The sequence below is a fragment of the Shewanella sp. 3_MG-2023 genome (assembly GCF_030548765.1).
GTDB lineage: Bacteria > Pseudomonadota > Gammaproteobacteria > Enterobacterales > Shewanellaceae > Shewanella.
The window spans coordinates 119,819-145,420 of the sequence record NZ_JAUOSH010000007.1; the positions used below are offsets into that span (position 1 = coordinate 119,819).

General features: G+C 40.7%; 23 protein-coding genes. 18 read left to right on the plus strand and 5 right to left on the minus strand.

Annotated features, from left to right (window positions below; translation table 11 throughout):
• Positions 1–51: 51 nt before the first annotated feature.
• Positions 52–1,119 carry a DUF3083 family protein gene (locus Q4591_RS06000; RefSeq protein ID WP_102440541.1) on the minus strand — a complete coding sequence of 356 codons (1,068 nt, stop codon included), beginning with the start codon at positions 1,117–1,119 and terminating at the stop codon, positions 52–54.
• A gap of 182 nt (positions 1,120–1,301) precedes the next feature.
• Positions 1,302–1,880 (minus strand): arylesterase, encoded by a 579-nt coding sequence (locus Q4591_RS06005; RefSeq protein ID WP_241904094.1) that lies wholly within the window; start codon positions 1,878–1,880, stop codon positions 1,302–1,304.
• A gap of 85 nt (positions 1,881–1,965) precedes the next feature.
• On the opposite strand from Q4591_RS06005, the gene Q4591_RS06010 reads away from it, so the two are divergent.
• The 6 genes from Q4591_RS06010 (at position 1,966) to Q4591_RS06035 (ending at position 9,046) form a co-directional block, all read left to right on the plus strand.
• A complete protein-coding gene (locus Q4591_RS06010; protein WP_102440543.1) occupies positions 1,966–2,715 on the plus strand; it encodes an ABC transporter ATP-binding protein in 750 nt (249 codons plus the stop codon).
• Positions 2,715–5,198, plus strand: coding sequence for an ABC transporter permease (locus tag Q4591_RS06015; protein WP_303459957.1), 2,484 nt, complete (start codon positions 2,715–2,717; stop codon positions 5,196–5,198). Before Q4591_RS06010 ends, Q4591_RS06015 begins: the two co-directional genes overlap by 1 nt.
• Positions 5,199–5,592: 394 nt before the next feature.
• A complete protein-coding gene (locus tag Q4591_RS06020) occupies positions 5,593–6,105 on the plus strand; it encodes a GNAT family N-acetyltransferase (RefSeq protein ID WP_303459960.1) in 513 nt (170 codons plus the stop codon).
• A gap of 973 nt (positions 6,106–7,078) precedes the next feature.
• Entirely contained in the window at positions 7,079–7,381 is a 303-nt protein-coding gene (locus Q4591_RS06025; protein ID WP_303459963.1) for a hypothetical protein, read from the plus strand.
• Positions 7,382–7,697: 316 nt separating this feature from the next.
• The gene (locus tag Q4591_RS06030) at positions 7,698–7,994 is read left to right on the plus strand and encodes an antibiotic biosynthesis monooxygenase (protein WP_102440545.1); all 297 of its coding nucleotides are present in this window, start codon (positions 7,698–7,700) and stop codon (positions 7,992–7,994) included.
• Between the two features lie 170 nt (positions 7,995–8,164).
• Positions 8,165–9,046 carry a LysR family transcriptional regulator gene (locus tag Q4591_RS06035; RefSeq protein ID WP_303459967.1) on the plus strand — a complete coding sequence of 294 codons (882 nt, stop codon included), beginning with the start codon at positions 8,165–8,167 and terminating at the stop codon, positions 9,044–9,046.
• 45 nt (positions 9,047–9,091) lie between these two features.
• On the opposite strand, the gene Q4591_RS06040 is transcribed toward Q4591_RS06035, so the two are convergent.
• Positions 9,092–9,988 (minus strand): TIGR01777 family oxidoreductase, encoded by an 897-nt coding sequence (locus Q4591_RS06040; protein WP_102519821.1) that lies wholly within the window; start codon positions 9,986–9,988, stop codon positions 9,092–9,094.
• Between the two features lie 272 nt (positions 9,989–10,260).
• Between Q4591_RS06040 and Q4591_RS06045 the strand changes: the two genes are divergently transcribed.
• From Q4591_RS06045 to Q4591_RS06075, 7 genes are all read left to right on the plus strand, one after another.
• Positions 10,261–11,391, plus strand: a complete 1,131-nt coding sequence (locus Q4591_RS06045) for an AI-2E family transporter (protein ID WP_102440548.1) — start codon at positions 10,261–10,263, stop codon at positions 11,389–11,391.
• A 22-nt stretch (positions 11,392–11,413) separates the two neighbouring features.
• The gene (locus tag Q4591_RS06050) at positions 11,414–12,337 is read left to right on the plus strand and encodes a class I SAM-dependent methyltransferase (protein WP_102440549.1); all 924 of its coding nucleotides are present in this window, start codon (positions 11,414–11,416) and stop codon (positions 12,335–12,337) included.
• A 507-nt stretch (positions 12,338–12,844) separates the two neighbouring features.
• Positions 12,845–13,003, plus strand: a complete 159-nt coding sequence (locus Q4591_RS06055; RefSeq protein ID WP_102440550.1) for a periplasmic nitrate reductase, NapE protein — start codon at positions 12,845–12,847, stop codon at positions 13,001–13,003.
• 41 nt (positions 13,004–13,044) lie between these two features.
• Positions 13,045–13,305, plus strand: coding sequence for a chaperone NapD (locus Q4591_RS06060; protein ID WP_102440551.1), 261 nt, complete (start codon positions 13,045–13,047; stop codon positions 13,303–13,305).
• Positions 13,306–13,307: 2 nt separating this feature from the next.
• On the plus strand, positions 13,308–15,797 hold the full coding sequence (gene napA / locus Q4591_RS06065; RefSeq protein ID WP_102440576.1) for a nitrate reductase catalytic subunit NapA: 2,490 nt from the start codon (positions 13,308–13,310) through the stop codon (positions 15,795–15,797).
• Positions 15,798–15,808: 11 nt separating this feature from the next.
• Complete coding sequence (locus Q4591_RS06070) at positions 15,809–16,279, plus strand: nitrate reductase cytochrome c-type subunit (protein WP_102440552.1); 471 nt, start codon at positions 15,809–15,811, stop codon at positions 16,277–16,279.
• A gap of 20 nt (positions 16,280–16,299) precedes the next feature.
• Positions 16,300–16,887 carry a cytochrome c3 family protein gene (locus Q4591_RS06075; protein WP_102440577.1) on the plus strand — a complete coding sequence of 196 codons (588 nt, stop codon included), beginning with the start codon at positions 16,300–16,302 and terminating at the stop codon, positions 16,885–16,887.
• Positions 16,888–17,129: 242 nt separating this feature from the next.
• On the opposite strand, the gene Q4591_RS06080 is transcribed toward Q4591_RS06075, so the two are convergent.
• Complete coding sequence (locus Q4591_RS06080) at positions 17,130–17,555, minus strand: hypothetical protein (protein WP_303459970.1); 426 nt, start codon at positions 17,553–17,555, stop codon at positions 17,130–17,132.
• 373 nt (positions 17,556–17,928) lie between these two features.
• Here Q4591_RS06080 and Q4591_RS06085 point away from each other — a divergent pair, with 373 nt between their 5' ends.
• Positions 17,929–18,228: a hypothetical protein gene (locus Q4591_RS06085; RefSeq protein ID WP_102440554.1), complete on the plus strand. Its 300-nt coding sequence runs from the start codon at positions 17,929–17,931 to the stop codon at positions 18,226–18,228.
• 47 nt (positions 18,229–18,275) lie between these two features.
• Here the strand turns inward: Q4591_RS06085 and Q4591_RS06090 are convergent, their stop codons facing one another.
• Positions 18,276–19,277, minus strand: coding sequence for a D-alanine--D-alanine ligase (locus tag Q4591_RS06090; protein WP_102476336.1), 1,002 nt, complete (start codon positions 19,275–19,277; stop codon positions 18,276–18,278).
• Between the two features lie 627 nt (positions 19,278–19,904).
• Here Q4591_RS06090 and Q4591_RS06095 point away from each other — a divergent pair.
• The 4 genes from Q4591_RS06095 (at position 19,905) to acnD (ending at position 25,563) form a co-directional block, all read left to right on the plus strand.
• Entirely contained in the window at positions 19,905–20,564 is a 660-nt protein-coding gene (locus Q4591_RS06095) for a GntR family transcriptional regulator (RefSeq protein WP_102476335.1), read from the plus strand.
• 65 nt (positions 20,565–20,629) lie between these two features.
• Positions 20,630–21,508, plus strand: coding sequence for a methylisocitrate lyase (gene prpB, locus Q4591_RS06100; protein WP_076536891.1), 879 nt, complete (start codon positions 20,630–20,632; stop codon positions 21,506–21,508).
• Positions 21,509–21,719: 211 nt separating this feature from the next.
• A complete protein-coding gene (prpC, locus tag Q4591_RS06105) occupies positions 21,720–22,844 on the plus strand; it encodes a 2-methylcitrate synthase (protein WP_102440557.1) in 1,125 nt (374 codons plus the stop codon).
• A 103-nt stretch (positions 22,845–22,947) separates the two neighbouring features.
• On the plus strand, positions 22,948–25,563 hold the full coding sequence (gene acnD, locus Q4591_RS06110) for a Fe/S-dependent 2-methylisocitrate dehydratase AcnD (protein ID WP_303411006.1): 2,616 nt from the start codon (positions 22,948–22,950) through the stop codon (positions 25,561–25,563).
• Positions 25,564–25,602 lie beyond the last annotated feature (39 nt).

Genomic DNA, 25,602 nt, shown 5'->3' on the forward strand with positions numbered 1-25,602 from the left:
AGCAATAAAAAACGGCAGCTAGGCTGCCGTTTATGGGGAGAATAGAGTTAATTATGCTTTATAGCTAAGGTGTTGATGGAAGCCTACAGTTAAATCGATGTGCTCTTTATCAAAGTCGATGTCACTGATAAATTTACGCATCGCATCTTCAACTTGGTTCATAAAGCGGCCATAACCACCATCAGCAATATCACTATCACCCGCAACAATGACAAAGCGTATTGCTTCAGTAATGACATTTCCATCCCAATGACAGATAGGCTCAGCATCTGTGGCACTAGGGTCAAAACCGATCATTTGAAATTCAGCGGTACTTTGTAAATCTTCAAACTTACTATTACGTACTAAAGGTACTTTACCATTAGCAACCACGGCTAATTTATTCAGTTGTTTTGAGCGAGCAGCGTCAATAAATTTTTGGCAAACCTTTTGGTAACTATCGCTAAAATCATTGCGGTTTTCTGCAAGTAGCTGATTTTTAATTCGGCGACCAACAGGCATAGTGATCTGAACGTAAGAAAGTGCACTGACATCTTCTGGTAATGGGCAGTCACGATGCTGGTAGCGGCTATTAAGCGCTCTTAGCTTATAACCGTAGGTTTCTTTATGACCTTTATTTTTGGCAAATAGATCATAAGAAATATGCTGGTGATCGCGTATTTTGGTTGCCAGCTTCTGAGTGGGTAACTGTGGCATTAATGCCTCAGTAAACTCACGAATACGAGCATGAAAGTTTGCTGCTTTGCTGCGAATTTCATCACCCGTTGCTAAGAAGACCACTTTAAGTTTTTTAGCGCGATAATCAGGAATCATGTGTAAACGGTTTGCTTCATGATGCACCGGGTTATAGAAAAATCGTAACTGCTCTTGGGTTGAAAAACAGTAAACCTCATTATGAAAACGCACAACAGGGAGTTTATCTGTCGCAACAACATGGACATTATAAAGTTCAAATTTATCCGCGGTTTGAAAAACCAGCTTAGAAAACTCTTGGTAGCAGTTTTCTAACGTTTCATAATGAGCGATAAACTCATCGGTAAGTGGGAAACCAACGGTAATATATTGATTTTTTCTGGTCGTAGTAGGTAGGTAAACTTTCTTTTGCCGACTGATAGCCATGAGATTTCCTTGTAGTCATAAACAAAATACCAAACCTTATTGCTCAAAAACTGTCATTAAGGATTAGTATTTTAGAACGTTTGAACAAAGTTATTTGTGTATCATTCTAAATCCTAAACCTTAAAATAAAATTACTATTTTAGGCTTTTGTTCTCATTTTTGACTAAATGTTTTAACCTCTGTTACTTTTTTACTGCATCGATGATCCATGGACTCATCCATTGCGTAATTTTAGGCTGGGCATCCTCATTAGGGTGAATGCCATCTCGTTGCATTAAGTCAGGGTTAGGAGCGATTTCCAGCATAAAAAATGGGATCAGTTCAATATCATAATCACTGGCCAATTGATGATAAACATCATTAAACATTTTAGTATATCGAGGACCATAATTTGGCGGCACCATGATTTCAGTAAGTAACACATCGGCGCCACTTTGTTGAGATAACTCAATCATTTTTGTAAGATTTGATTTCAGCTGTTTTGGGGGGAACCCACGTAGACCATCATTACCACCAAGCTCAATAACAACAAGGTCAACAGGGCTCGAAGCCAGTAGATCTGGTAGTCTACGTAATCCGCCAGCTGTGGTTTCACCGCTGACAGAGCCATTAATAATTTGGTATTCGGGCAGGTCATTACGTAACAATTGTACCCAACCTTGCTCTTCCGACATGCCATAACCTGCACTTAGACTATCGCCAAGGATTAAAACCGTGGCAGCATAGCTAGGTGTCGATGTTAACAACGCGGATGTGACCAGTGTTGAAAACGACACTGCAGATACCACAACTAAGATGAAAGCCGCATTAAGCAGGCGTTTCGCCGGTAATAATAAGAAGGATCGTATGTCTACTAATTTTGCAAATAATTCCAGTGCCATTAATGTAACTAACCTCAATAAAACAGTGGTGACCCAAGAGGGGGAGCTCACTATCCTCAACGGCATTAATATGGATGTCAAGCAGGGAGACAGTATTGCTATTCTTGGGCCTTCTGGATCTGGCAAGTCAACCTTACTGGGTTTACTGGCTGCGCTTGATACGCCAACATCGGGTGAGATCTATCTTGATGGCCAAGCATTATCGGGCCTGAATGAAGAGCAAAAAGCCGCCTTGAGAAAACAAAAGGTCAGTTTTATTTTCCAATCTTTTATGTTGGTCGATACCCTTACCGCACTTGAAAATGTCATGCTGCCAGCGGAGCTTGCTGGTGTCAGCAATGCTAAAGAAAAGGCCCAAAGCATGCTGGGCAGAGTGGGGCTTTCCCATCGTTTGACCCATCTTCCTAAGCAATTATCGGGCGGCGAACAACAACGTGTGGCTATTGCTAGAGCCTTCATTTGCGAGCCTAAAGTGTTATTTGCTGATGAACCTACCGGAAATTTAGACAGTGTAAACGGCGATAAAATTGCTGATATGTTGTTTGCCTTAAACCAAGAAAGTGATACCACGCTGGTGTTAGTGACCCATGATCTTGAATTGGCTAAACGCTGCAAACGTCAACTGGTGATGGAAAATGGTCATTTGTCTGAACCTGCGATAACGGCTGCAAACACTAACTCGACGCTTGAAAACGTGACCGAGGAGGCCAGCTAATGGAGTTACAATTAGCGTGGCGTCTGTTTAAAAGAGAATTAATGCAAGGCCAGCTAGTACTAATTGTATTGGCGATAACCTTGGCTGTGTTATCGGTCAGTGGTCTTGCTCGAGTGAGTGAGCGATTACAAGTTGCCATTAATGGTGAGGCGGCTAATTTTATCGCCGCTGATCGCATTATTGATTCACCTGTTAAAATTGATGACAAGGTATTGGCGATAGCAGAGTCATTATCGGTTAACTATGTCACCAATATGAAGTTTAACTCCATGGTTTACTCGGGTGACAAATTTCAACTGGTGACCATAAAAGCTGTTGCTGATGGTTATCCACTGCGGGGCGAAATAGAGCTATCATCAGGCGCGACTCAAGCACTGCCCGCTAAAGGTGAGGCGTGGTATGAAAATCGCTTAGGGGGGTTACTGAATTTCCCCAAAACCCTTGAACTGGGTAATATAGAGCTTAATTTAAGCGCTGAGATTAGTCGTTTACCCGATGCAGGCTTTAATCCTTTTGCATCATCACCAGTACTTTTAATGCGTCTTGATGATGTTGACTCAACAGGCATTATCCAACCAGGTAGTCGAGTCAGTTATATTTATCAATTTGCTGGCGATGCAGCGCAATTAACCAAGTTTGAAAACCAAGTTAAACCGCTATTAAATAATAGTCAGCGCTGGGTAGACGTTCAAAGTGGTGATTCACCGATTGCCTCTGCGGTAAAACGTGCCGAACGCTTTTTATTGCTGGCAAGCTTGTTAGGTATTGCCCTTGCGTGTGCAGCCATTGGTATTGCCGCTCAGCGCTATTGTCAGCGTCATTATGATGTGGTGGCGATGCTTAAAACCTTTGGCGCTTCAGCTAAGCAAATCCGCAGCTTGTTTGGGTTGCACCTCATGTTGGTAACGGCATTAGGTATTGTCTTAGGTTTAATCGGTGGTGTGCTACTGGATATTGGTATTACCCAGTTTTTACCTGCTGAAATAGCGGCTTATTCTCCGCCTTATAGCCGACCAATTCTTCTGGGTGTCAGTACCGGGCTCATCAGTGCATTTATGTTTTCTGCCTATCCATTGATGCGCTTGTTAGCTATTCCACCATTACGGGTATTACAGCGTCAATTAGAAGGCTTACAGCTGGGCATGTGGCTGCATTTGTTGCTGAGTTTAGGGGCGATGGCGCTACTGGGCTACTTATATTCACGCAGTATTGAACTTACCATGACTGTGGTGTTGGCTGTATTGTTATTGGGAGTGCTGCTTAGCGTGCTGGGCTTTGTGATGATCCGCCTTGGTCACAGCGTTGGCATGAAAACCACCAACCCATTTCAGTTAGCATTAGCGGGTCTGCGCCGCAGAGCTAGACAAAATGCAGTGCAGTTGGTTGGGTTTAGCAGCGCATTAGTGCTTTTACTGACCATTTTGGCGTTACGACAAGACTTACTCAATGAATGGCAAAAACAATTACCTGAAAATGCGCCTAACTATTTTCTGGTCAATATCGCCCCAGAAGATGCTAAGCCATTAGATGACTTCTTAGACACTAACAAAATTATCGCGACCGATATTTACCCTGTGATCCGTGGTCGCTTAACTCATATTAATGATGAAGAGTTGATCTCGCGAGATGAAGAAAAGTCTGGCATAGAAGGGCGAGTCGGTATTTCAAGAGAGTTAAATCTGACTTATCGTGACGCCTTGCCGCCTAACAACGACATCACTGAAGGCACATTTAATCAAGCAGATGATGAGGTGTCGGTCGAGTCAGGTGTAGCAGAGCGCTTAGGCTTAGCCCTTAACGATACCATGACCTTTACTATGGATAATCGGGCGGTTACCGTTAAAGTGACCAGCTTTAGACAAGTACAGTGGGAAACCTTGCAACCTAATTTCTTTATGATATTTAGGCCTAAAGCCTTAGAAGGTTTTTCGTATACTTCTATGGCGAGCTTTCATTTAAATGATGAAGACTTGAAACAGGCGGGCAGTTCGCTAACTGCAAATGCCGTGGTATTGCAGTTAATTCAGCAGTTTCCGACAATTTCGGTTATCGATGTTGGCGCTATGGTGCAACAACTTAGACAGATTATTGACCAAGTGTCATTGTCGCTTACCTTAGTGTTGGCACTGGTGTTACTGGCAAGTGCTTTAGTGCTGATAGCCCAAACGGAAGCAGGAATGGCGACTCGCCAACGAGAACTTGCGGTGCTGCGTACATTTGGTGCTTCTGGCTGGTTGCTGCGTTCAGCAACTGGGCTCGAGTTTGCCATTTTAGGGGCTATTGCAGGTATTTTAGCGGTAATCGTTGCTGAATTTGCCTTGTATATGCTTAAAACACAAGTGTTTGAACTGGTGGTGTATATGCATTGGCCGTGGTGGGCAATCGCCCCTGTAGCAGGCGCTGCAGTGGTATCCTTCTTAGGCATGTGGCGCTGCAGACAGTTACTTAATCGTTCTTGCAGTGAGTTACTTAAAGCTGGTTAATGATGGGTTTTATTATTTAAAGGAGAAGGCTAGCCTTCTCCTTTTTTATTGGGTTAAATTTAGTGGGTTTTATATGGGTTTTGGCTTTAAAGGTGTAAGTATTCTCTAGAAATTCAGTTGTTTGCCTGCATTTTTCTGGATAACTAGAAATAGTCCGTTATAACAAAAAATACAATTTATCGGGTAATTACCTTAAATGAGAAGAGTAAATAGCCACGAAGGTTATCGTAATCCAAATAGAATGCCGCGATGTTGTATTTTTATGATGGGTGGTATGCTAATTATTCATAATTATTAACTTATCAAATCAAGTTATTTTATTGACGTGTTTAATTATACTTATTAGAATTTTTTAACAAAAAATGGACAATGCAATTAGTGATATGGATTTTTTATGATGACACCTTTAAAAACAGAACGCTTAACTATTCGGGAATTTACACACAATGATGTAGAGTTTCACCTTATTCTAATGAACACGCCACTTTACATTCAAAATATTGGTGATAGATCGATAAGGACCATCGTTGATGCTGATGCATATTCACGTAAAATTATTGCGAGTTACAAAAGCAATGGTTACGGACAATATGCGGTAGTGCTGGGAAATACTGAAACAGTCATTGGAATGAGTGGTTTAATTCGCCGCGATAATTTACCGCATCCCGATATAGGCTTTGGTTTTTTACCAGAATATATGGGCAAAGGATATGCGTTAGAAGCCTCGCAAGCGGTACTGAAGTACGCAAAAAATGAGTTAAAGCTTCATCAAATTTTGGGTATCACTAACCCCGAAAATAAACCATCAATTAACTTGCTCAAAAAGCTGGGACTTGTCTTCGAAAAAGCAATAACTTGGGGCGAAGAAAGTGAGCCTGCTTTACTGTTGAGTAACCAGCCTCATTAAGTGTAAATACACTTAATACGATTTCGAAAATTAACTGAAATTAACTATGACCATAATTAAATTTTCGAATATCAACTTTAATAATTACAAATTAGCTTCAAAGCTGAATGATCCCCCGTTGGAAATCTTTCGCTTTTCAGAAAATTTCGCCGGGGCTGTTGGGGTGATCCAAGAGGGGTGAGCAGTTTCACTCTTCTTGGTCTGGTGTGGGCGAAACGCCACGACTTTGATCTATTCCAAATAAACTCAAAATACCCCAAATAATAACAATGGATGGCATGTAAATCTTGCATGCATTGGCCGTGGTGGGCAATAGCCCCTGTAGCTGGCACAGCAGTGGTATCCTTCTTAGGGATGTGGCACTGCAGGCAGTTACTTAATCGTTCTTGCAGTGAGTTGCTAAAAGCCGGTTAATAACGGGTTTTATTATTTAAAGGAGAAGGCTAGCCTTCTCCTTTTTTATTGGGGTAAATTTAATGGGTTTTATTTGGGTTTTGGTTTAAAAGCATTAAAAATGCTTTAGCACTTCTGTTAATTGCAGCGAAGAGTGATTTATCACCTGTTGAGTTTGAAAGTTCCTAACTAAAAGTGTCCAATTGGAGTTGACCAGTACATTGTACCTAGAACCAATAATTTATCGAAAAGGACTCGGATATATTCTTGCTTAAGCGCTTGAGAAAGGTGTATCTAATCGAAATGTCAACCCACTATCACTGTACGTTCAAAATAATAATCTAGCAGTAATTAAATTCTATCACTGACATTATTTTATCCAAACAGGTGTAGATGTTGATGAAGCTTAACTGTAGGTAAGGTGTAGATTTTCAAGTAGAAATGGGTGTTATTAACCTCGTGAGTGTTCAGAGTATACACCGCATTCACATGGGATATAGTTTGATTTGTAATTGAAATTGGCTATATAATTAATTAGTTAAAATATTGTTACTTATCAATCTAAATTCAAGGAGGAAACATGATTATTAAGCATAAAAAAACCTCTCTTATATTTACAAGTTTATGGTTAGTAAGCTTTTTATTTATTATATACTTTATATCACAGCCTTATAATCTTCTTCCTGCAGACAGTAATGAGGCTGTTTTTAAAATGGTAGTATTTGGAGCTAATTTTATCTCATTATTACTTGCTTTTTGCTTTTATTCCAAAGCCAAAGGATACCCCTCATTCTTAGGTTTTTTATTATGGGCATTACTTTTTATTGGGTTTATAATATTGCTTTATTTACCTGATAAAACTGTTGAAAAATCTTCGTCTTAAAGAAGATTAAACTGGCTAGCACTTTACTAATCTAAATTGCATGACTTACCCCAATTAGTTAAATTCTTAATTTCCACTCGGCTTTAGTTATTGCTCACTACTTGGTGACTAAATTAACTATGCCACTACAACTACTACTGTTTACTTGTGGTACGTAAGGCATTTTTTTCGAGTTTGATAAGTCGACTGGTGAAAACATTGAACGTTGACGAGAGTGGCTAGTTTAAGGATTTATTTAAATAAGTTTTGGCAGAAATAGGGAGTGTTACTCCCTATATTTTTTATGCCTTATTACTAATCAAAAGGAATTTTAATCATGTTTGCGGTGATATTTAAAGCAACGGTTGGACAACAAGATAAGCATTATTCAGATACTGTTGCCGTGATGAGGGACCTAGCGTTTAACCATTATAATTGCATCGATTTTATTGCAGTATCAGAAGGGGATAAGGAAATCGCGATTTCATATTGGCATTCAGAGGCAGATATTCAAGCTTGGCATCAAGATTCAAAACATGCCGTGGCGCAAAAGTTAGGTCAAGATAAGTGGTACCGCGCTTACAGCGTTGAAGTTGTCGAAATTAAAAGGCAATATTCCTTCGATAATCAATAGTTGTTAACTTACTTTCTCCAGCTTCTTACTGCGAATAGTTAAATCATTTAATTATCAAAGTGAGTAAGTTTTATAACCTGCTGTTATTTAAAATTTGCTATGCTATCAAAACTAAAGATTAGCAGAGCGTGCCATCTGCACTTGCAGCTTGAATAACAAAGGTAACTTTGATGATTAATCAAAAATGGTTAACGACCTTCTTAAAATTGGCTGAAGTAGGCCACTTTACTCAAACTGCTGAGCAGTTGTTTATGACTCAACCGGGTGTGAGTCAGCATGTGCAGAAATTAGAAAAGCAGTTGAACGTAAAGTTAATCGAACGCTTTGGTAAGCGCTTTGAATTAACGTCGGCCGGTATGCAGTTACAGCAATATGGCCAATCTCTAGTTAAGGAACAGCAGCAATTATTAACCGATTTACAGCTTGATTCAGAACATGTGGGTGAGTGCCGCTTTGCTTGTTCAGGTTCATTAGCCTCATTGTTATATCCGCACTTTATTGATTATCAAATCAAACATCAGCAGCTGAATGTTTCAATCGAAGCTGGACCCAATAGAAGGATAATAGAGTTATTATCCAATAACGATATTGATATTGGCATTGTGACCCAGCTTGTTTCCGACCCTGAACTTGAAGTGTTAGCCATAGGCTATGAGCACCTTTGTCTTGTGGTGCCGAAAAGTGAATCAAAAACGGTAATAAATTATGATGAGTTAATGGCGTTGGGCATGGTTGCTCACCCAGATGCGATGCATAATTGGCAGCAAGTGGTGGCTAATAACTATAAAGATAAACAAGCAATAGAGGTTCGGGTTGTCAGTTATGTTAATCAACTTAACCAAATTTTGTTGCCAGTTTCAAAAGGCCTAGGTTTTACTGTGTTACCTGAGTTTGCAGTAAAAAGCTTTAGTGATGTAGCGGCAATATCGATTGCTAAACTTGAAAAGCAGGTAAAAGAGCCCTTGTACATGATTTATAAAAAACATCGACCTTTACCAAAACGTTACCAGTGGTTTATGGATAAAACCACTGAGCTGGTTAACAGTAAATAGTGTTCTTGAAGACCACAATAATCAGAACGGCACATATCCAAGTGATTAGGCATTAAAAATTGAATCTAACGCTGGGTCAATATGGGTATATTTAAAGTTAAAGCCTGACGCCAATGTACGTTTGGGCAATACAAATTGCCCTTCAACAATTAAGTCTGCCATTTCGCCCATGGCTAACCGTAATGCTAATACAGGTGTCGGGATTTTAGCTGGGCGCTTTAAGGTAAAGCCTAATGATTGAGCAAATTGCTTGTGATTAACAGGATTCGGTGCCGTAGCATTGAAAATACCCTTAGCATCGTTAGAGTTAATTAAGTGTTCAATCAAATGGGTTAGGTCATCAATGTGGATCCAGCTAACCCCATGGGTGCCTTTACCAATCGGGCCGCCCAAGCCTAATTTAAACGGTGGCAACATTTTTGCTAATGCACCGCCATTTTTACCTAATACAATGCCAATTCTGAGCACACAGACTCGGGTGTTTTCTGACTGGGCTTTTAAGGCTAAGTGTTCCCACTCACTACAAACCTGATGGCTAAACTCATCATGGGCTTGGCTATGCTCATCAACAGGCTCTTGGCCTTGGCGACCATAAAAGCCGATGGCAGAGGCGCTAATAAAACTTGCTGGTGGGGTAGTGCTTTGTTGGATCAGCTGGGCCAGTCTGGCGGTTATATTCCAGCGACTGTCGCAAATCCGTTGCTTTTGTTGTTGGCTCCAGCGTTTGCCGACAATGGGCTCTCCAGCTAGATTTATCACGCTATCAAATTCATTGAGATTGTCTAAGGTATCAAGGCCTGATAAGTAATGATGTTTATTACCCAGCACGGCTTCAGCATGCTCAATATTACGGCTAACAATAGTAAGCTTATGTTCTTCTTGCAGTAAATGTACTAATTGTTGGCCAACAAATCCTGTTGCCCCAGTTATTAAAATCTTCATAAAGTCTCACCATTCATTTTGCCAACATAAGTAATAATACGTGCTAGCTTAGCGTTTCGATCAGTGTTTAGTGACTTGCTTTAGTTTCAAATTAATTAATTTTACTCGCTTAATTCACCCTTGGGGCGCTTTAAACATTTATACACAAAATATAACAGGTATAATCAATAATTTTGCAGTTAGTTGTTTTGTTTTTTCAATTAATTACGCATATAGTTTCAACTTAACAAATCTTAGTTTAATTCACGTTTAAGTATAAAAAGGTTTTCATTATGAATGGAGGTAACTCTTCCTCGATTGCGTTACGTGGTTTTGCCATCATGGCTTGCTTAGTGGTGATCCTTGCCGGTATCAAAACAGCAAGTCCAATTGTGGTCCCGTTTGTATTATCTGCATTTTTAGCGGTTGTTTGTAATCCCGCCATTGTATTTATGAGCCGTTTTAGGGTACCTAAATGGCTATCAATTATACTGTTGATGCTATTGATCGTGCTAATGGGCTTATGGCTGGCGAGTTTAGTGGGCAGCTCTATTAATGAGTTTTCTAAACAAATACCGGTTTACCGCCAACAATTAATTGAGCAGTTTTCATGGATATTAGAAAAGCTAACCGCGTTAAATATTAATATCTCTAAAGAAAAAGCCTTAGAATACTTTGACCCCGGTATGGCCTTAAGCATGACCACTAATATGTTGTCAGGCCTTGGTAATGTGATGGCAAATCTGTTTCTAATCATCTTGACCATTATCTTTATGTTGTTTGAAGCCCAATCATTACCTAAAAAGTTTCATTTTGCCTTAGACGATCCAGACATGCGCTTAAAGCAAATTGATAAATTTTTGCATTCAGTTAATCAATATATGGTGATAAAAACCCTCGTCAGTATTGGCACCGGTATTATTGTCGGTATTGGTTTGAGTATTATTGGGGTTGACTACGCATTATTGTGGGCAGTGTTAGCCTTCCTGTTTAACTATATTCCCAACATTGGTTCTATAATTGCTGCTATTCCAGCGGTACTATTGGCATTCATTCAAATGGGGCCAGGGGCTGCAGGTGTTACGGCTTTATTATTTTTAGGCACAAATACTGTCATGGGTAATGTGGTTGAACCTAAATTTATGGGCCGCGGTTTAGGCTTATCAACCTTAGTGGTGTTCTTGTCATTAATTTTTTGGGGCTGGTTACTTGGCTCAGTAGGGATGCTGTTATCTGTACCACTGACTATGATTGTCAAAATTGCATTAGAGTCCAGTGACAGTGGTAAGTGGTTGGCTATCTTGTTATCTGATGAAATCCATGATGAAGATGACAAAAATGGGGAATTAGTTGCCCGAGTAGAAGAAGCCGAACAAACAACAGATGAAACCCCATCTGAAAAGTCCGAAAATGGTCATGTTTAATTTACATAAATGAGCGTTATAAATGAATTCAAATGATTCAAATTTTCCTGCGGTTAACGCATTAGCCCAAGCACAATTAGGTGATGACCTTTGTCGCTTATTTCATGGTCGCGGGGGGCTCTTTAGCGGTTATGAGCATATTTGCTTAGACTGGTTTAACCCTGTGTTACTGCTTACCAGCTTTAAAGAGCTGCCAGAATCAGAAAGACAGTCAATGGTTGCTGATATAGAAGCAGTTTGGCAGCAGTGTCATGGCGATAAACCGTTTAATTTAGTATTTCAGTACCGTAATGCAGGGCAAACTATAACCGATGTTGTTGCCGGTGAAGTACCTGAAAAACACATAGTGACAGAAAATGGCGCCCATTTTTTAGTCCACCTGTTACGCGGGCAAAATCACGGTATTTTCCTTGATATGGCCAATGGTCGAAAGTGGGTTAAAGCACACGCAAAGGATAAAAAAGTGCTTAACCTATTTGCTTATACCTGCGCCTTTTCTGTTGTCGCTTTACAGGGCGAAGCGACTGAAGTGGTTAATATGGATATGAGCAAGGGCGCATTAGCCATAGGCAAACAAAACCATTTGCTCAATGATTTTGCTTCAGGCGCACGCTTTCTCGGTCATGACATCTTTAGATCATGGGGCAAACTAACCAAACTTGGGCCTTATGACTTAATTGTTGCCGATCCACCAAGTAATCAAAAAGGAAGTTTTGTTGCCACCAAAGATTATGTAAGGCTGCTGAGACGTTTACCAGAGTTACTGGCTGATAATGGTGAAGTGTTGTTGTGTTTAAATGCGCCTGAGCTTGGCTGTGATTTTTTAATGAAGCAAGTTGAAGAAACTGCAGAAAGCTTAACCTTTGTTGAGCGTATTGATAATCCCCCCGAGTTTACTGATATTGATGAGCAAAAATCCTTGAAGGTCTTACGCTATAAGTTATAAGTATTTAACCGTGTAGTGACACATCTATATTTCTTTAAAAAGCACAATTGAATAACAATTCAGTTGTGCTTTTTTATTTGAGGATAATTTAAAGGTGGAGAAGTGATCGAGGTAACTCGCATGGTTATCGGCTAAGCCTGTTTGAAATCACTAGAATGTTCTGTAAGTGTTTGATTGACGATTAACAAGTTGATAACTTTTGTGTTAGAGACTATATATACTTATGCATGAGTATTTTTCTCCAGTGGTTCTGGTTTAAATCGAATCAATTAACATGAATGAGATTTTTATTTTTGGCTGGATTTACTATTGAAGCGCTTTATTGTTCATATGCGATTTCTAGTTGTAATAATTGTTGGTTTTTTTATGATCTAGATCAACATTTATTCGTTTTACCAATTTGTGAGTATATAGTTTAGTCATTGATAAAAGATAAAATTCACACGAATATCAATCAGTAACAATTATGCTACATCCCTTTCCTTAGAAACCTCTGCCGGAGGCTCCATGAATATAGATTCTAAAACTGAGAAAAGCCTAGAACTTAAAATTTTTATATTTTTAACGGTTTTCTTAGCACCCATTTTGTCAGCGATACTCGTTAGTGCATTAGGGTTCACCATTTGGTTTAGTCAAATTCTTTCTGGCCCTCCTGGCGCTGGATAATCATAGAAATTAAAACAAAAATTAATAGAGAAGTAATCTTGATGAGCAAAAAAGAAATCCACGTAACTAGCCTGATAGTGCAAGTAAAACCAGAGCAAATGGCTGAAGTTCGCCAACAAATTATGGCCATGGACAATGCAGATTTATCAGTTAACAACGAGATGAAGATAGTCGTAGTGATTGAAGGACCAAGCCAGCGTTCCTTAATGGATGACATTTCAACTATTAACGCAATACCTGGTGTGCTTACTGCCACTATGGTTTATCACCAAAGCGAAGAGCTAGAAGAGGGTGAAGAATGAGTATGAACAGACGTGAGTTTATGAAGGCTAATGCTGCTATGGCAGCTGCCAGCGTGGCAGGCATGGCTTTGCCGGCATCAGCAAGTAACTTAATTACTAGCTCTGAGCAGACCAAATTAGAGTGGAACAAAGCACCATGTCGTTTTTGTGGTACAGGTTGTTCCGTTATCGTTGCGACGCGTGACGGTAAAGTGGTTGCAACCCATGGTGACGCAAAAAGTGAAGTCAACAAAGGCCTTAACTGTATTAAAGGCTACTTCTTATCAAAAATTATGTACGGTCGCGATCGCCTTCAAACTCCAATGTTAAGAATGACCGACGGAAAATATGATAAGAATGGCGAGTTCAGCCCCATTAGTTGGGATACTGCGTTTGATACCATGGCTGAAAAATGGAAAAAAACCATTAAAGCTAAAGGGCCTACTGCAGTCGGCATGTTTGGTTCTGGCCAATGGACTGTGTGGGAAGGCTATGCAGCGGTTAAATTAATGAAAGCAGGCTTTGGTTCTAACAATATTGATCCCAATGCACGTCATTGTATGGCTTCTGCTGTTGGTGGATTCATGCGTACCTTTGGTATTGATGAACCCATGGGTTGTTATGATGATATGGAAGCGGCGGATGCTTTCGTATTATGGGGCTCTAATATGGCAGAAATGCACCCGATCCTTTGGACTCGCGTGACTGACCGCCGTTTAAGTGCACCACATGTGAAAGTTGCTGTGTTATCGACGTTCCAACATCGTTCATTTGATTTGGCGGATTTAGGCATAGTATTTACGCCGCAAACCGATTTAGCCATGCTTAACTTTATCGCCAATTACATTATTCAAAACGATAAAGTAGACAAAGATTTTGTCGCTAAGCATGTTAATTTCCGTAAAGGTGAAACGGATATTGGTTATGGTTTACGAGCCACTCATCCATTACAGAAAAAAGCCAAGAACGTTGAGACTGCGGGTGATTCAACCCCAATCGATTTTGAGCAGTTTAAGGCGTTTGTAGCTGACTACGATGTTAAATCAGTAAGCGAGCTTTCTGGTGTACCTGAGCACAAGTTGATTGAACTTGCAGAGTTGTACGCTGACCCTAAAAAGAAAGTCACCTCTTTCTGGACTATGGGTTTCAACCAACATACTCGTGGTGTGTGGTGTAATAACCTTATTTATAACATTCACTTGCTAGTCGGTAAAATTTCTACTCCTGGCAACAGCCCATTCTCATTAACGGGTCAACCATCAGCTTGTGGTACCGCGCGTGAAGTCGGTACATTCTCGCATCGTTTACCTGCTGATATGGTGGTTACTAACCCTGAGCATCGTAAACATGCTGAAGAAATTTGGAATATTCCAAGTGGCATAATCCCACCAAAGCCTGGCTACCATGCCGTTGAACAAAATCGCCGTCTTAAAGATGGTGATTTAAATTGTTATTGGGTTCAAGTGAACAACAACATGCAAGCTGCGGCTAACATGAACGAAGAAGGATTACCGGGTTACCGTAATCCAGAAAACTTCATAGTTGTTTCTGATGCTTATCCAACGGTAACAACACAAGCAGCTGATTTGATTTTACCTACCGCAATGTGGGTTGAGAAAGAGGGGGCTTATGGTAATGCAGAGCGTCGTACTCAATTCTGGCATCAAATGGTTAAAGCGCCAGGCGAGTCAATGTCTGACTTATGGCAGTTGATGGAATTCTCAAAACGTTTCACCACTGATGAAGTTTGGCCGCAAGATGTTTTAGATGCCAATCCTAAGTTTAAAGGTAAAACGTTATTCGAAGTACTTTACCAAAACGGTAATGTTGAGAAGTTCCCATTAAGTGATGCTGATCCTAAGTTCTTGAATGATGAAGCTAAACATTTTGGTTTTTACGTTCAAAAAGGCTTATTTGAAGAATATGCAACCTTTGGTCGTGGACATGGTCATGATTTAGCTGACTTTGACCGTTACCATGAAGAGCACGGTTTACGTTGGCCTGTTGTTGACGGTAAAGAAACCAAATGGCGTTTCCGTGAAGGGTCTGACCCTTATGTTAAAGCCGGTAAAGGTTTTGAGTTCTATGGTAAGCCAGATGGTAAAGCGGTTATTTTTGCACTGCCTTATGAACCAGCGCCAGAGATGCCAGATGAAGAATACGATATTTGGTTATCAACCGGTCGCGTACTAGAACATTGGCATTCGGGGTCAATGACCCAGCGTGTGCCAGAGCTTTATAAAGCCTTCCCTGATGCAGTGTGTTTTATGCATCCAGATGATGCTAAAAAACGTGGTTTACGTCGTGGTGATGAAGTGAAGGTTATTTCTCGTCGTGGTGAAATTAAAACCCGTATAGAAACCCGAGGTCGTAATAAGCCGCCTGTTGGCTTGGTATTTGTTCCTTGGTTTGATGCTAGCCAGCTCATTAACAAAGTCACGTTAGATGCGACAGATCCATTGTCAAAACAAACAGACTTTAAAAAGTGCGCGGTTAAAATCGTTAAAGCCTAAGGAGAGACACCATGAAAGCACGTAAAATATTGTCAATCATTGCGTTAGTTGGATTCTCTTTTGGTTTGACGGCAGCAACTGTGCCTGATGAGAAAGTTGCTACATTACGCCTTGCACCATTAAACGTTGAACCAACACCGCCTGTTATGCAGAAAGTGATTAATTCAGATGTTAAGCAAGTGCGTAATTACCCGATGCAGCCGCCAATTATTCCTCATAAAATTGATGGTTATCAAATTGATTTGAAAGTGAATAAATGTATGCAATGTCATGCGCGTAGTAGCACTGGGCATTCTCAAGCTCCTATGGTAAGTGTGACGCATTATATGGACAGAGATAATAATTTCTTGGCATCGTTGTCGCCACGTCGTTATTACTGTACTCAATGCCATGTATCTCAGTTAGATGCCAAGTTATTGGTTGAAAATGATTTTGTGGATGTTAAAGAACTCATGAAAAAATCTTCAACGACTGAGCATTAGGAGCATTTATGATTGCAAAAATACTAGAAAAATTGAAGTTAGTTTGGCAGGTAGTAAACAGGCCAAGTGTTCATTACAGCCTGGGTTTTTTGACATTAGGTGGCTTTGTAGCAGGGGTGATTTTTTGGGGTGGGTTTAATACCGCTCTTGAATTAGCAAGCACCGAGGAGTTCTGTACCAGTTGCCATGAAATGGAAAGTAATGTTTATCAAGAGCTGCAAAGCACCATTCACTTTACTAACCGAAGTGGTGTGCGCGCAACGTGTTCAGATTGCCATGTACCACATGAATGGACCAATAAAATTGCTCGTAAAATGCAGGCTTCGAAAGAAGTTTGGGGCAAGGTATTTGGCACCATCAATACTCGTGAAAAGTTTGAAGGTAAACGCCGTGAGTTGGCAGAGCATGAGTGGGCACGCCTTAAAGCTAATGACTCATTAGAATGCCGTAACTGCCATAATTTCGATTATATGGACTTTACGCGTCAATCGACTCGCGCTTCGCAAATGCACTCAACCTCATTAGCGAGCGGTGATAAAACCTGTATCGACTGCCATAAAGGGATAGCCCATCAATTACCTGATATGGCTGGTGTGGAAGGCTTTTAGTAAAAGCCAATAGCAATAAATAAGGTCAGCGAAAGCTGGCCTTTTTTGGGGTTGCATTTAATACTATTTGAGGCCTATGTCAGAGCAGGTATTCTTTGTGGCTGGCTTGTAAAATATTTGAAGTTTATAGCTGGGAATAATCATTGAGAAGTTAAATTTGAAGTAACGAAAATGGCTTATTGAAGTAACTAAACAAAGCTTACAGTACATCCATGTACATAAGCGGTTAGAGCACGATTAAATTAAATACTATTTTTCTGATAGCTATAGTTTGATTGTCCGTAATCAGCCATTAACTTAGAATGACTTTTAAGTTTTTTAGCTGGAATTAAGGAAATATTGTTACTATCACTAATGATCAGTAATGTTTTAAGTTTTCCTTTTAAAAAACCATGTTCTTTAATTGGGGAAAATAAAATACTATTTGACTTCGTTGTGTGCTCCCATTCACCATAAGAAAACCCCTCTATTCCAATGGTTCCATTTAGTTGAGACTCGTAACTCCCATCTTCATTTAAAACGATATTAATACGGTTTCCAAAACCATCATCATTAGTATAAATGCCAACTAGGGAGTTTGAATTAAGGTTTGAATCATTGAAATGAGGAGTTTGACTACAGCCAGATATGAGCATAAAACTGACTATGCATAAAACAATTTTTGACATTATTCCTTTCCGATTAAGTTATGACGAACAACAACATAGAAGTAATACTATATATAACATTAAGCTGTTGGGTTAATGTTGCAATACTGTTCTAATAAACGGATAAAATCAAGTTGTAAGTCATTTTGTTGACACTGGTTAAAAAGTTGACATCTTAATATGTTTTTATTTGACTGTGTTTGTTTTATTCTAATTCTTTATATTTCAATGGGTAGTGTGTGATTTCTTGGTGTTAAACTACCGTTTTTTCATTTGATGAATAATGTTTGGCCAGATGAGTTTGTTAAACTATTGTGCTGAAAATCGTAAAGTGCACTAAACTATTAGTTAGATTTAGTTGTAGTTTTTTTGATTTAAATACGAGGGCAATCAAATGGTGAGTTCAAAAGATTTTGCGAATTGGCTAATGATTCAATTTGAACAATTAGAGAATGGAGTAAGCTTAACGCGAGGAGACATTAATCAGTTAACAGGCAGGCAGAATTTTTCTTTGGTATTTGTACATGATATTCATTATGAATTAATGCAACATGGGATTGCATTCGTCACTGATACCTACCGTGAGCGTTTCTATATGGTCAGGGTTCAAGACAACCCTTGGCGCAAACAATTGGAAGATGCTGGCCATCAGCAAACATATTCCAATATTGTTTCAATCAATATGACGCGATAGCTATTTTGTCGTTAATCGTCGTATCAAGTTGGTATATGTGTTTAGATTTATAATTGGCTTTTGATGTTTTCAACCAAGTAATCAGTAAAGTTTTCGCCGTGATTTTGTAGCATTTTCGGAAACATTGAAATTGGTGTAGAGCCAGGGAAGGTATTAATCTCGTTTAGTAAAATTTCATTCTCTTCGGTTAGAAAAAAATCAATTCTTGATAAGTGTCTTAACTTCATCCCTTTAAATGCTTTTATCGCATAGCTGCGAATCGCTTCACACACATCCTCAGATAAATTCTTTGCGACTACATTGGTGGTCGCCTTACTTGAAGCATTATATTTTTCTTCAAAAGTATAAAAAGTGTTACTGGCACAAATGATCTCACCTGGCAGTGTTGCTATTACTTCACCTTGATATTGATAAACTGCGACTTCTAACTCTCGGGCGATAATGGTCTTTTCAACCACCACAGAAGGCGCAAAACTAAAGGCATCAGTTAATACTTGTTGTATTTGCGTTGCGTCATCAACTTTATAGCAGCCCACTGATGAACCTTGAGAGGCGGCTTTAACAAATACTGAGCCCCATTCTGATAAGGCTGCTGCCGTTTGTTGTATAGCGTCATCATTTAGTTCATTAAGAAAAATATAAGGCGTATTAGGGATGCCTAAGGCGCTAAACCACATTTTGGCGGTGATTTTGTTAAAACAGTTTCTTGAGGCTTCTGACTCACAACCAAAGTAAGGCAATTGGATTAAATTGAAATAAGATTGAATGTCACCGGTCTCACCGGGAAATCCATGAATACAAGGAATGACATAGTCTACAGGCCAAGGTGCTTTTTGCTGATCTTCAAAACGAATTTCGCGCTTATTGGTTAGCTCACAAACATTACCATCTTGATCGTGATAATGGCCATTTTTATCAAGTTCAACTCGCAGTAAATTAATCTCGTTACTATTTGCGAGAGATGATTCAAAAAAATCAGCTGATAACAAAGACACATCATGCTCTGCACTGCCGCCGCCACAGATTAAAAGTAAGTTGATAGTTGTCATTGTTGCTCCGCAAAATTGCTGATGGATATCACTGAATGTGCATTAAATTAACTTATGATAATGAACTGACAAGCCACTAGGCAAGAGCAGGGCTGAGTAAATGGTGAACTAAGCAACAAATAGTCATGAACACCGCTTAATTGCGCGTTTTATGGGCAATAAAGTTGTGCCATAGCCATATTATTTACTTGGGATATTTAAAACGGCTTAGGTGTACTCCCTAAGCTTGCTTGGCTGTTATACATTTATTCATTGCCCAATGTATGGGGCTTATGGGTGAGTTTATTCATCCGCTCCGTCACGATTTATCCATTTATCCATTTATCTGTCTATCTATCTGTCTATTTATAAATAAGGGAGGCGTTAACCGAGCATGGGTGTTTTCTGTGTTAGTTCTCTGTGTTAGTTCTCTGTGTTAGTTCTCTGTGTTATTTCTCTGAGTCATATCGCGAGCTTATATCGGTAAACATACTTTGCCCTGCTTATGCTTTAGCCACAACTTAGCAGCGTTGATTTATCACTGGCGTTTTATGCTTTTGTCGACAATCTAGCTTGTTTATGTTGACCACTTGTTATTATTGGCTTATATTGTCGACAATTATTCTTTGGTCAGACAGCCTACTTAAAATGACATTTTTTACTGAACAGCCCATTACAGCAGCCGATAAAACCTTTTTTGAGTTAAGAAAGGACATCGTTGAAGGCGATATTACGGCAGGCTCAAAACTGAGTGAAACAGAACTGTCGACAAAGTACGCCGTTAGCCGCGCAGTTATCCGCGAGGCAATAAACCGTTTAGAGTCATGCCATTTGGTTGAACGTAAAGCCAATATAGGTGCCCGAGTGGTGGCATTAACGCCTGAAGGGCTCATAGAGTTGTATCAAGTGCGCGAATCTCTTGAGGGCATGGCGGCTAGGCTTGCCGCTAAAAACATGACTGATGAAGAGATTGCAGATTTATTAACGCTTCTGAGCCAACACTCTAATGAAGTGAAATCTGGCGAGTCTTATTATCAAGAAGCAGGTGATGTGGATTTTCATTACCGCATTATTCTAGGGAGCAAAAACAAGCACCTCATTTCTGTGCTGATAGACGGTATGTATCACCTTATTCGTATGTACCGAGTGCAATTAGGCATGGCAGGACCTCGGGTGACAACTGCCTTTGAAGAACATACCCATATAGTTAAAGCCATTTCAAATCGTGATGAAGAGTTAGCAGAGATGCTAATGCGTCGTCACATCATGTACTCCAAAAATAATATCGAAACTAAATTAAACCGCTAATTAAGCTTCGGCAGTTAAGCGTAAACAACTGCCGCATAGCAATAACAAATAGAGAGAGGGATATCATGAGCGCAGGCAAAAAATTCCGTCAGGCATTAGTCGACAACAAGCCACTACAAATCGTTGGAACTATTAATGCGTATTCAGCAATGATGGCGAAACAAATTGGTCATCAAGCGATATATTTATCGGGTGGCGGTGTGGCGAACGCATCTTATGGTTTACCTGATTTAGGTATGACGTCACTCAATGATGTGATTGTTGACGTTCAGCGTATTACTTCAGCCTGTGACTTACCACTATTAGTGGATATCGATACCGGTTGGGGTGGTGCATTTAACATCGCTAAAACCGTTCGTGATATGGAAAAAGCCGGCGCTGCAGCTGTGCACATGGAAGATCAAGTTGCGCAGAAGCGTTGTGGTCATCGCCCGAACAAAGAGATTGTGTCTACTGAAGAAATGGTTGATCGCATTAAAGCGGCTGTCGATGCCCGTATTGATCCTGATTTTTTCATCATGGCAAGAACCGACTCATTTGCTCAAGAAGGTTTAGAGGCGGCGATCGCCCGTGCTAAAGCCTATGTTGCCGCCGGTGCAGACGGTATTTTTGCCGAAGCGGTAAAAACTGAAGAGCATTATCGCGCCTTTGCCGATGCACTTGATGTCCCGATTTTGGCTAACATCACCGAGTTTGGTCAAACAGAGTTATGGAACAAAGAGCAACTCGGTCAGTGGGGCGCAGCCATGGTGCTGTATCCGTTAAGTGCATTTCGTGCGATGAATAAAGCCGCTGAAAATGTCTACAGCGCAATCTTAAAAGATGGCGACCAAAAAGCGGTTGTCGACACCATGCAAACCCGTATGGATTTATACGATTACCTCGGTTACCACGATTATGAGCAAAAGCTTGATAGCTTATTTGCTGAAGGTAAAAACAAGTAATTACTGGCAAGACATAAAAGCAGTTTTCTGTTGATAGAAAGTGTTGATAAACAGTGTTTATAAGCTTTGTCGTTGTAGCAATAGCGATTTATTGCGATTGGATGATTAATGCACAAATATTGTTCTTGAACAAAGATTGTCGACAAGCAAACCGATAATTTAAAAGACAACCAAATAGTACTCGAAACACATAAAAGAATAGGAAATCATTATGGTAGACAAGAAACTAAGTGGTGCAGGCCTTCGTGGTCAAAGCGCAGGTGATACAGCATTATGTACCGTAGGTAAATCAGGCTCAGGTTTAACCTATTGCGGTTACGATGTTGCCGATTTATCTGAAAATGCTACTTTTGAGGAAGTCGCCTATCTATTATTTAATGGTGAATTGCCAACGCAAGATCAGCTAGATACTTATAAATCAGTATTGACGACTCAGCGTGATTTACCACAAGCATTAAAAGAAGTATTACAACGTATTCCTGCCGATGCGCATCCAATGGATGTGATGCGCACTGGTTGCTCATTTTTAGGTAATCTTGAGCCAGAAGCTGATTTTGCTGAGCAACATAAAGCAGCAAACCGCTTACTCGCCGCTTTTCCTGCCATCATGTGTTACTGGTATCGTTTCAGCCATGAAGGTGTTGAAATTGACTGCGTTACAGATGAAGAAACCATCGGCGGCCACTTCTTAAAACTATTGAATGGTAAAACGCCTTCAGAGCAACATCGTAAAGTGATGGATGTATCGTTAATACTTTATGCAGAGCATGAGTTTAACGCTTCTACCTTTACTGCGCGCGTATGTGCTTCAACCTTATCTGACATGTTCTCGTGTATTACCGGTGCTATCGGTACTCTTCGTGGCCCACTTCATGGCGGTGCTAATGAAGCAGCAATGGACATGATCCAAAAGTTTACTTCGCCAAGCGATGCTAAAGCGCAAATGGCAGGCATGCTAGAGCGTAAAGAAAAAATCATGGGCTTTGGTCATGCGATTTACCGCACTTCAGATCCACGTAATGTGATCATTAAAGCCTGGTCAGAAAAACTGGCTCAGGAAAATGGCGATACTAGCTTGTACGACATCTCAGTGGCTTGTGAAGAGTTTATGTGGGATACAAAAAAACTATTCTGTAATGCTGATTTCTTCCATGCATCGGCTTATCATTTTATGGGTATTCCAACCAAGCTATTTACGCCTATCTTTGTGTGTTCACGTCTTACTGGCTGGGCTGCTCACGTCATGGAGCAGCGCTCAAACAATCGTATTATCAGACCAAGTGCTGATTACATCGGATCTGAGCCACGCACTGTAACGCCAATTAGCGAAAGATAAACAGTCAAAGGCTGGCCAATGGGTCAGCCTTTTGTTTTTCAGACCTTGTTGAACATGCAAATTGCAAACTAGCTAACAATTACCAAACTTGATGGATTGGGTTATGAATTCAAATTATAGAAAACCGTTACCAGGTACAGAGCTGGATTACTTTGATACCAAAGCTGCTGTTGATGATATCCAAGCAGGCGCATTCGACAAACTGCCATATAGCTCTCGCGTTTATGCCGAGAACCTTGTGCGTCGCTGCCCACCTGAGACGCTAACAGATTGCTTAAAACAAATTATTGAACGTAAGCGAGATCTCGATTTCCCTTGGTTTCCAGCCCGTGTTGTTTGTCACGACATTCTTGGTCAAACCGCATTAGTTGATTTAGCGGGTTTACGTGATGCTATCGCTGAAAAAGGCGGCGACCCATCAAAAGTGAACCCAGTAGTGCCAACGCAGTTGATTGTCGATCACTCTCTGGCTGTCGAACATGCAGGTTTCGAAAAAGATGCCTTTGAAAAAAACCGCGCCATTGAAGACAGACGTAATGAAGACAGATTTCATTTTATTAACTGGACTAAAACGGCCTTTAAAAATATTGATGTGATCCAGCCCGGTAACGGCATCATGCATCAAATTAATTTAGAGAAAATGTCGCCAGTGGTGCAAGCCCGTGAAGGCGTGGCATTTCCTGATACCTTAGTGGGCACAGATAGCCATACGCCCCATGTGGATGCTTTAGGTGTTATCGCTATTGGTGTTGGTGGGCTTGAAGCTGAAAGCGTGATGCTAGGTCGCCCATCTTATATGCGTCTACCTGATATTGTCGGTGTTGAGCTGGTCGGCGAGCGTCAATCAGGCATTACTGCGACAGATATTGTGTTAGCGATTACCGAGTTTTTACGCGAGCAAAAAGTAGTATCAACTTACCTTGAGTTTTATGGTGAAGGCGCCGCTAATCTGACATTAGGCGATCGCGCTACGATTTCAAATATGACGCCAGAATTTGGCGCCACAGCAGCGATGTTTTATATCGATGATAAAACCATTGATTACTTAAAACTGACTGGCCGTGATGATAAACAAGTTGAGTTAGTTGAGACTTACGCCAAACAAAATGGCCTATGGGCTGACACCTTAGTCAATGCAGAATATGAACGCGTGCTGCGTTTTGACTTATCCAGTGTTGGACGTAACATTGCAGGTCCTTCAAACCCACATCGCCGCGTATCGACAAGTGATTTAGCCGCTAAAGGCATTAGCGGTATTGTTGAGAATGAAGCCGGCTTAATGCCTGATGGCGCTTGTATTATTGCCGCCATTACCAGTTGTACTAACACCTCTAACCCACGCAATGTGATTGCTGCAGGCTTAATCGCCCGTAACGCCAATGCCAAGGGGCTTACACGTAAACCTTGGGTTAAAACCTCATTAGCACCAGGCTCAAAAGCGGTGCAGTTGTATCTTGAAGATGCCAATTTATTAACCGAACTTGAAGCCTTGGGCTTTGGTATTGTCGGTTTTGCCTGTACTACCTGTAATGGCATGAGTGGCGCGCTCGATCCTGTGATTCAACAAGAAGTGATTGAACGTGATTTATATGCCACCGCGGTGTTATCAGGTAACCGAAATTTTGATGGTCGTATTCATCCTTATGCGAAACAAGCGTTCTTAGCCTCGCCGCCACTGGTGGTTGCCTACGCTATTGCTGGCACCATTCGTTTTGATATTGAAAAAGATGTTTTAGGTAAAGATCAACAAGGTAACGATATAAGGCTTAAAGATATCTGGCCATCAGATGCTGAAATTGATGCGGTTATCGCTGCTAGCGTTAAGCCTGAGCAATTCCGCAAAGTGTATGAGCCAATGTTTGATATCAAAGTTGAATACGGCAGCGACTCTTCAGCTAAGATTGATCCACAGTATGATTGGCGCCCTCAAAGTACCTATATCCGTCGTCCTCCTTATTGGGAAGGCGCATTAGCGGGTGAGCGCGCCATGAAAGGCATGCGCCCATTAGCGGTATTAGGTGACAACATCACTACCGATCATTTATCACCATCAAACGCTATTATGCTTGATAGTGCAGCAGGTGCTTACCTTGATAAAATGGGCTTGCCTGAAGTTGATTTTAACTCATATGCCACCCATCGCGGCGATCACTTAACCGCACAACGTGCCACATTTGCTAACCCTAAACTATTTAATGAAATGGTGACCACCTTAGGTAAAGATGGCAAGCAAGTGATTAAGCAAGGTTCTTACGCCCGAATCGAGCCAGAAGGGCAAGAGTCGCGCATGTGGGAAGCCATTGAAACCTATATGGAGCGTAAGCAGCCACTTATCATCATCGCAGGTGCTGATTATGGTCAAGGTTCAAGCCGTGACTGGGCAGCCAAAGGGGTCCGCTTAGCGGGCGTTGAAGTGATTGTTGCTGAAGGCTTTGAGCGTATCCATCGTACCAACCTTGTAGGAATGGGCGTGCTGCCGCTTGAGTTTACCAATGGCGAGAACCGTCATACCTATCAAATTGATGGTACTGAAACCTACGATGTTATCGGTGAGCGTACTCCAGGTGCGGCGCTATCAGTAATCATTACTCGCACTAATGGTGAGCATTTAACTGTGCCAGTTAAATGTCGATTAGACACCGCTGAAGAGGTGTCTATCTATGAAGCGGGCGGTATTTTACAACGCTTTGCCCAAGACTTTTTAGAGGCCAGCCATTAGTGACTAGTGATGAGTCATAAGTCGTTATAGCTGCGTTAA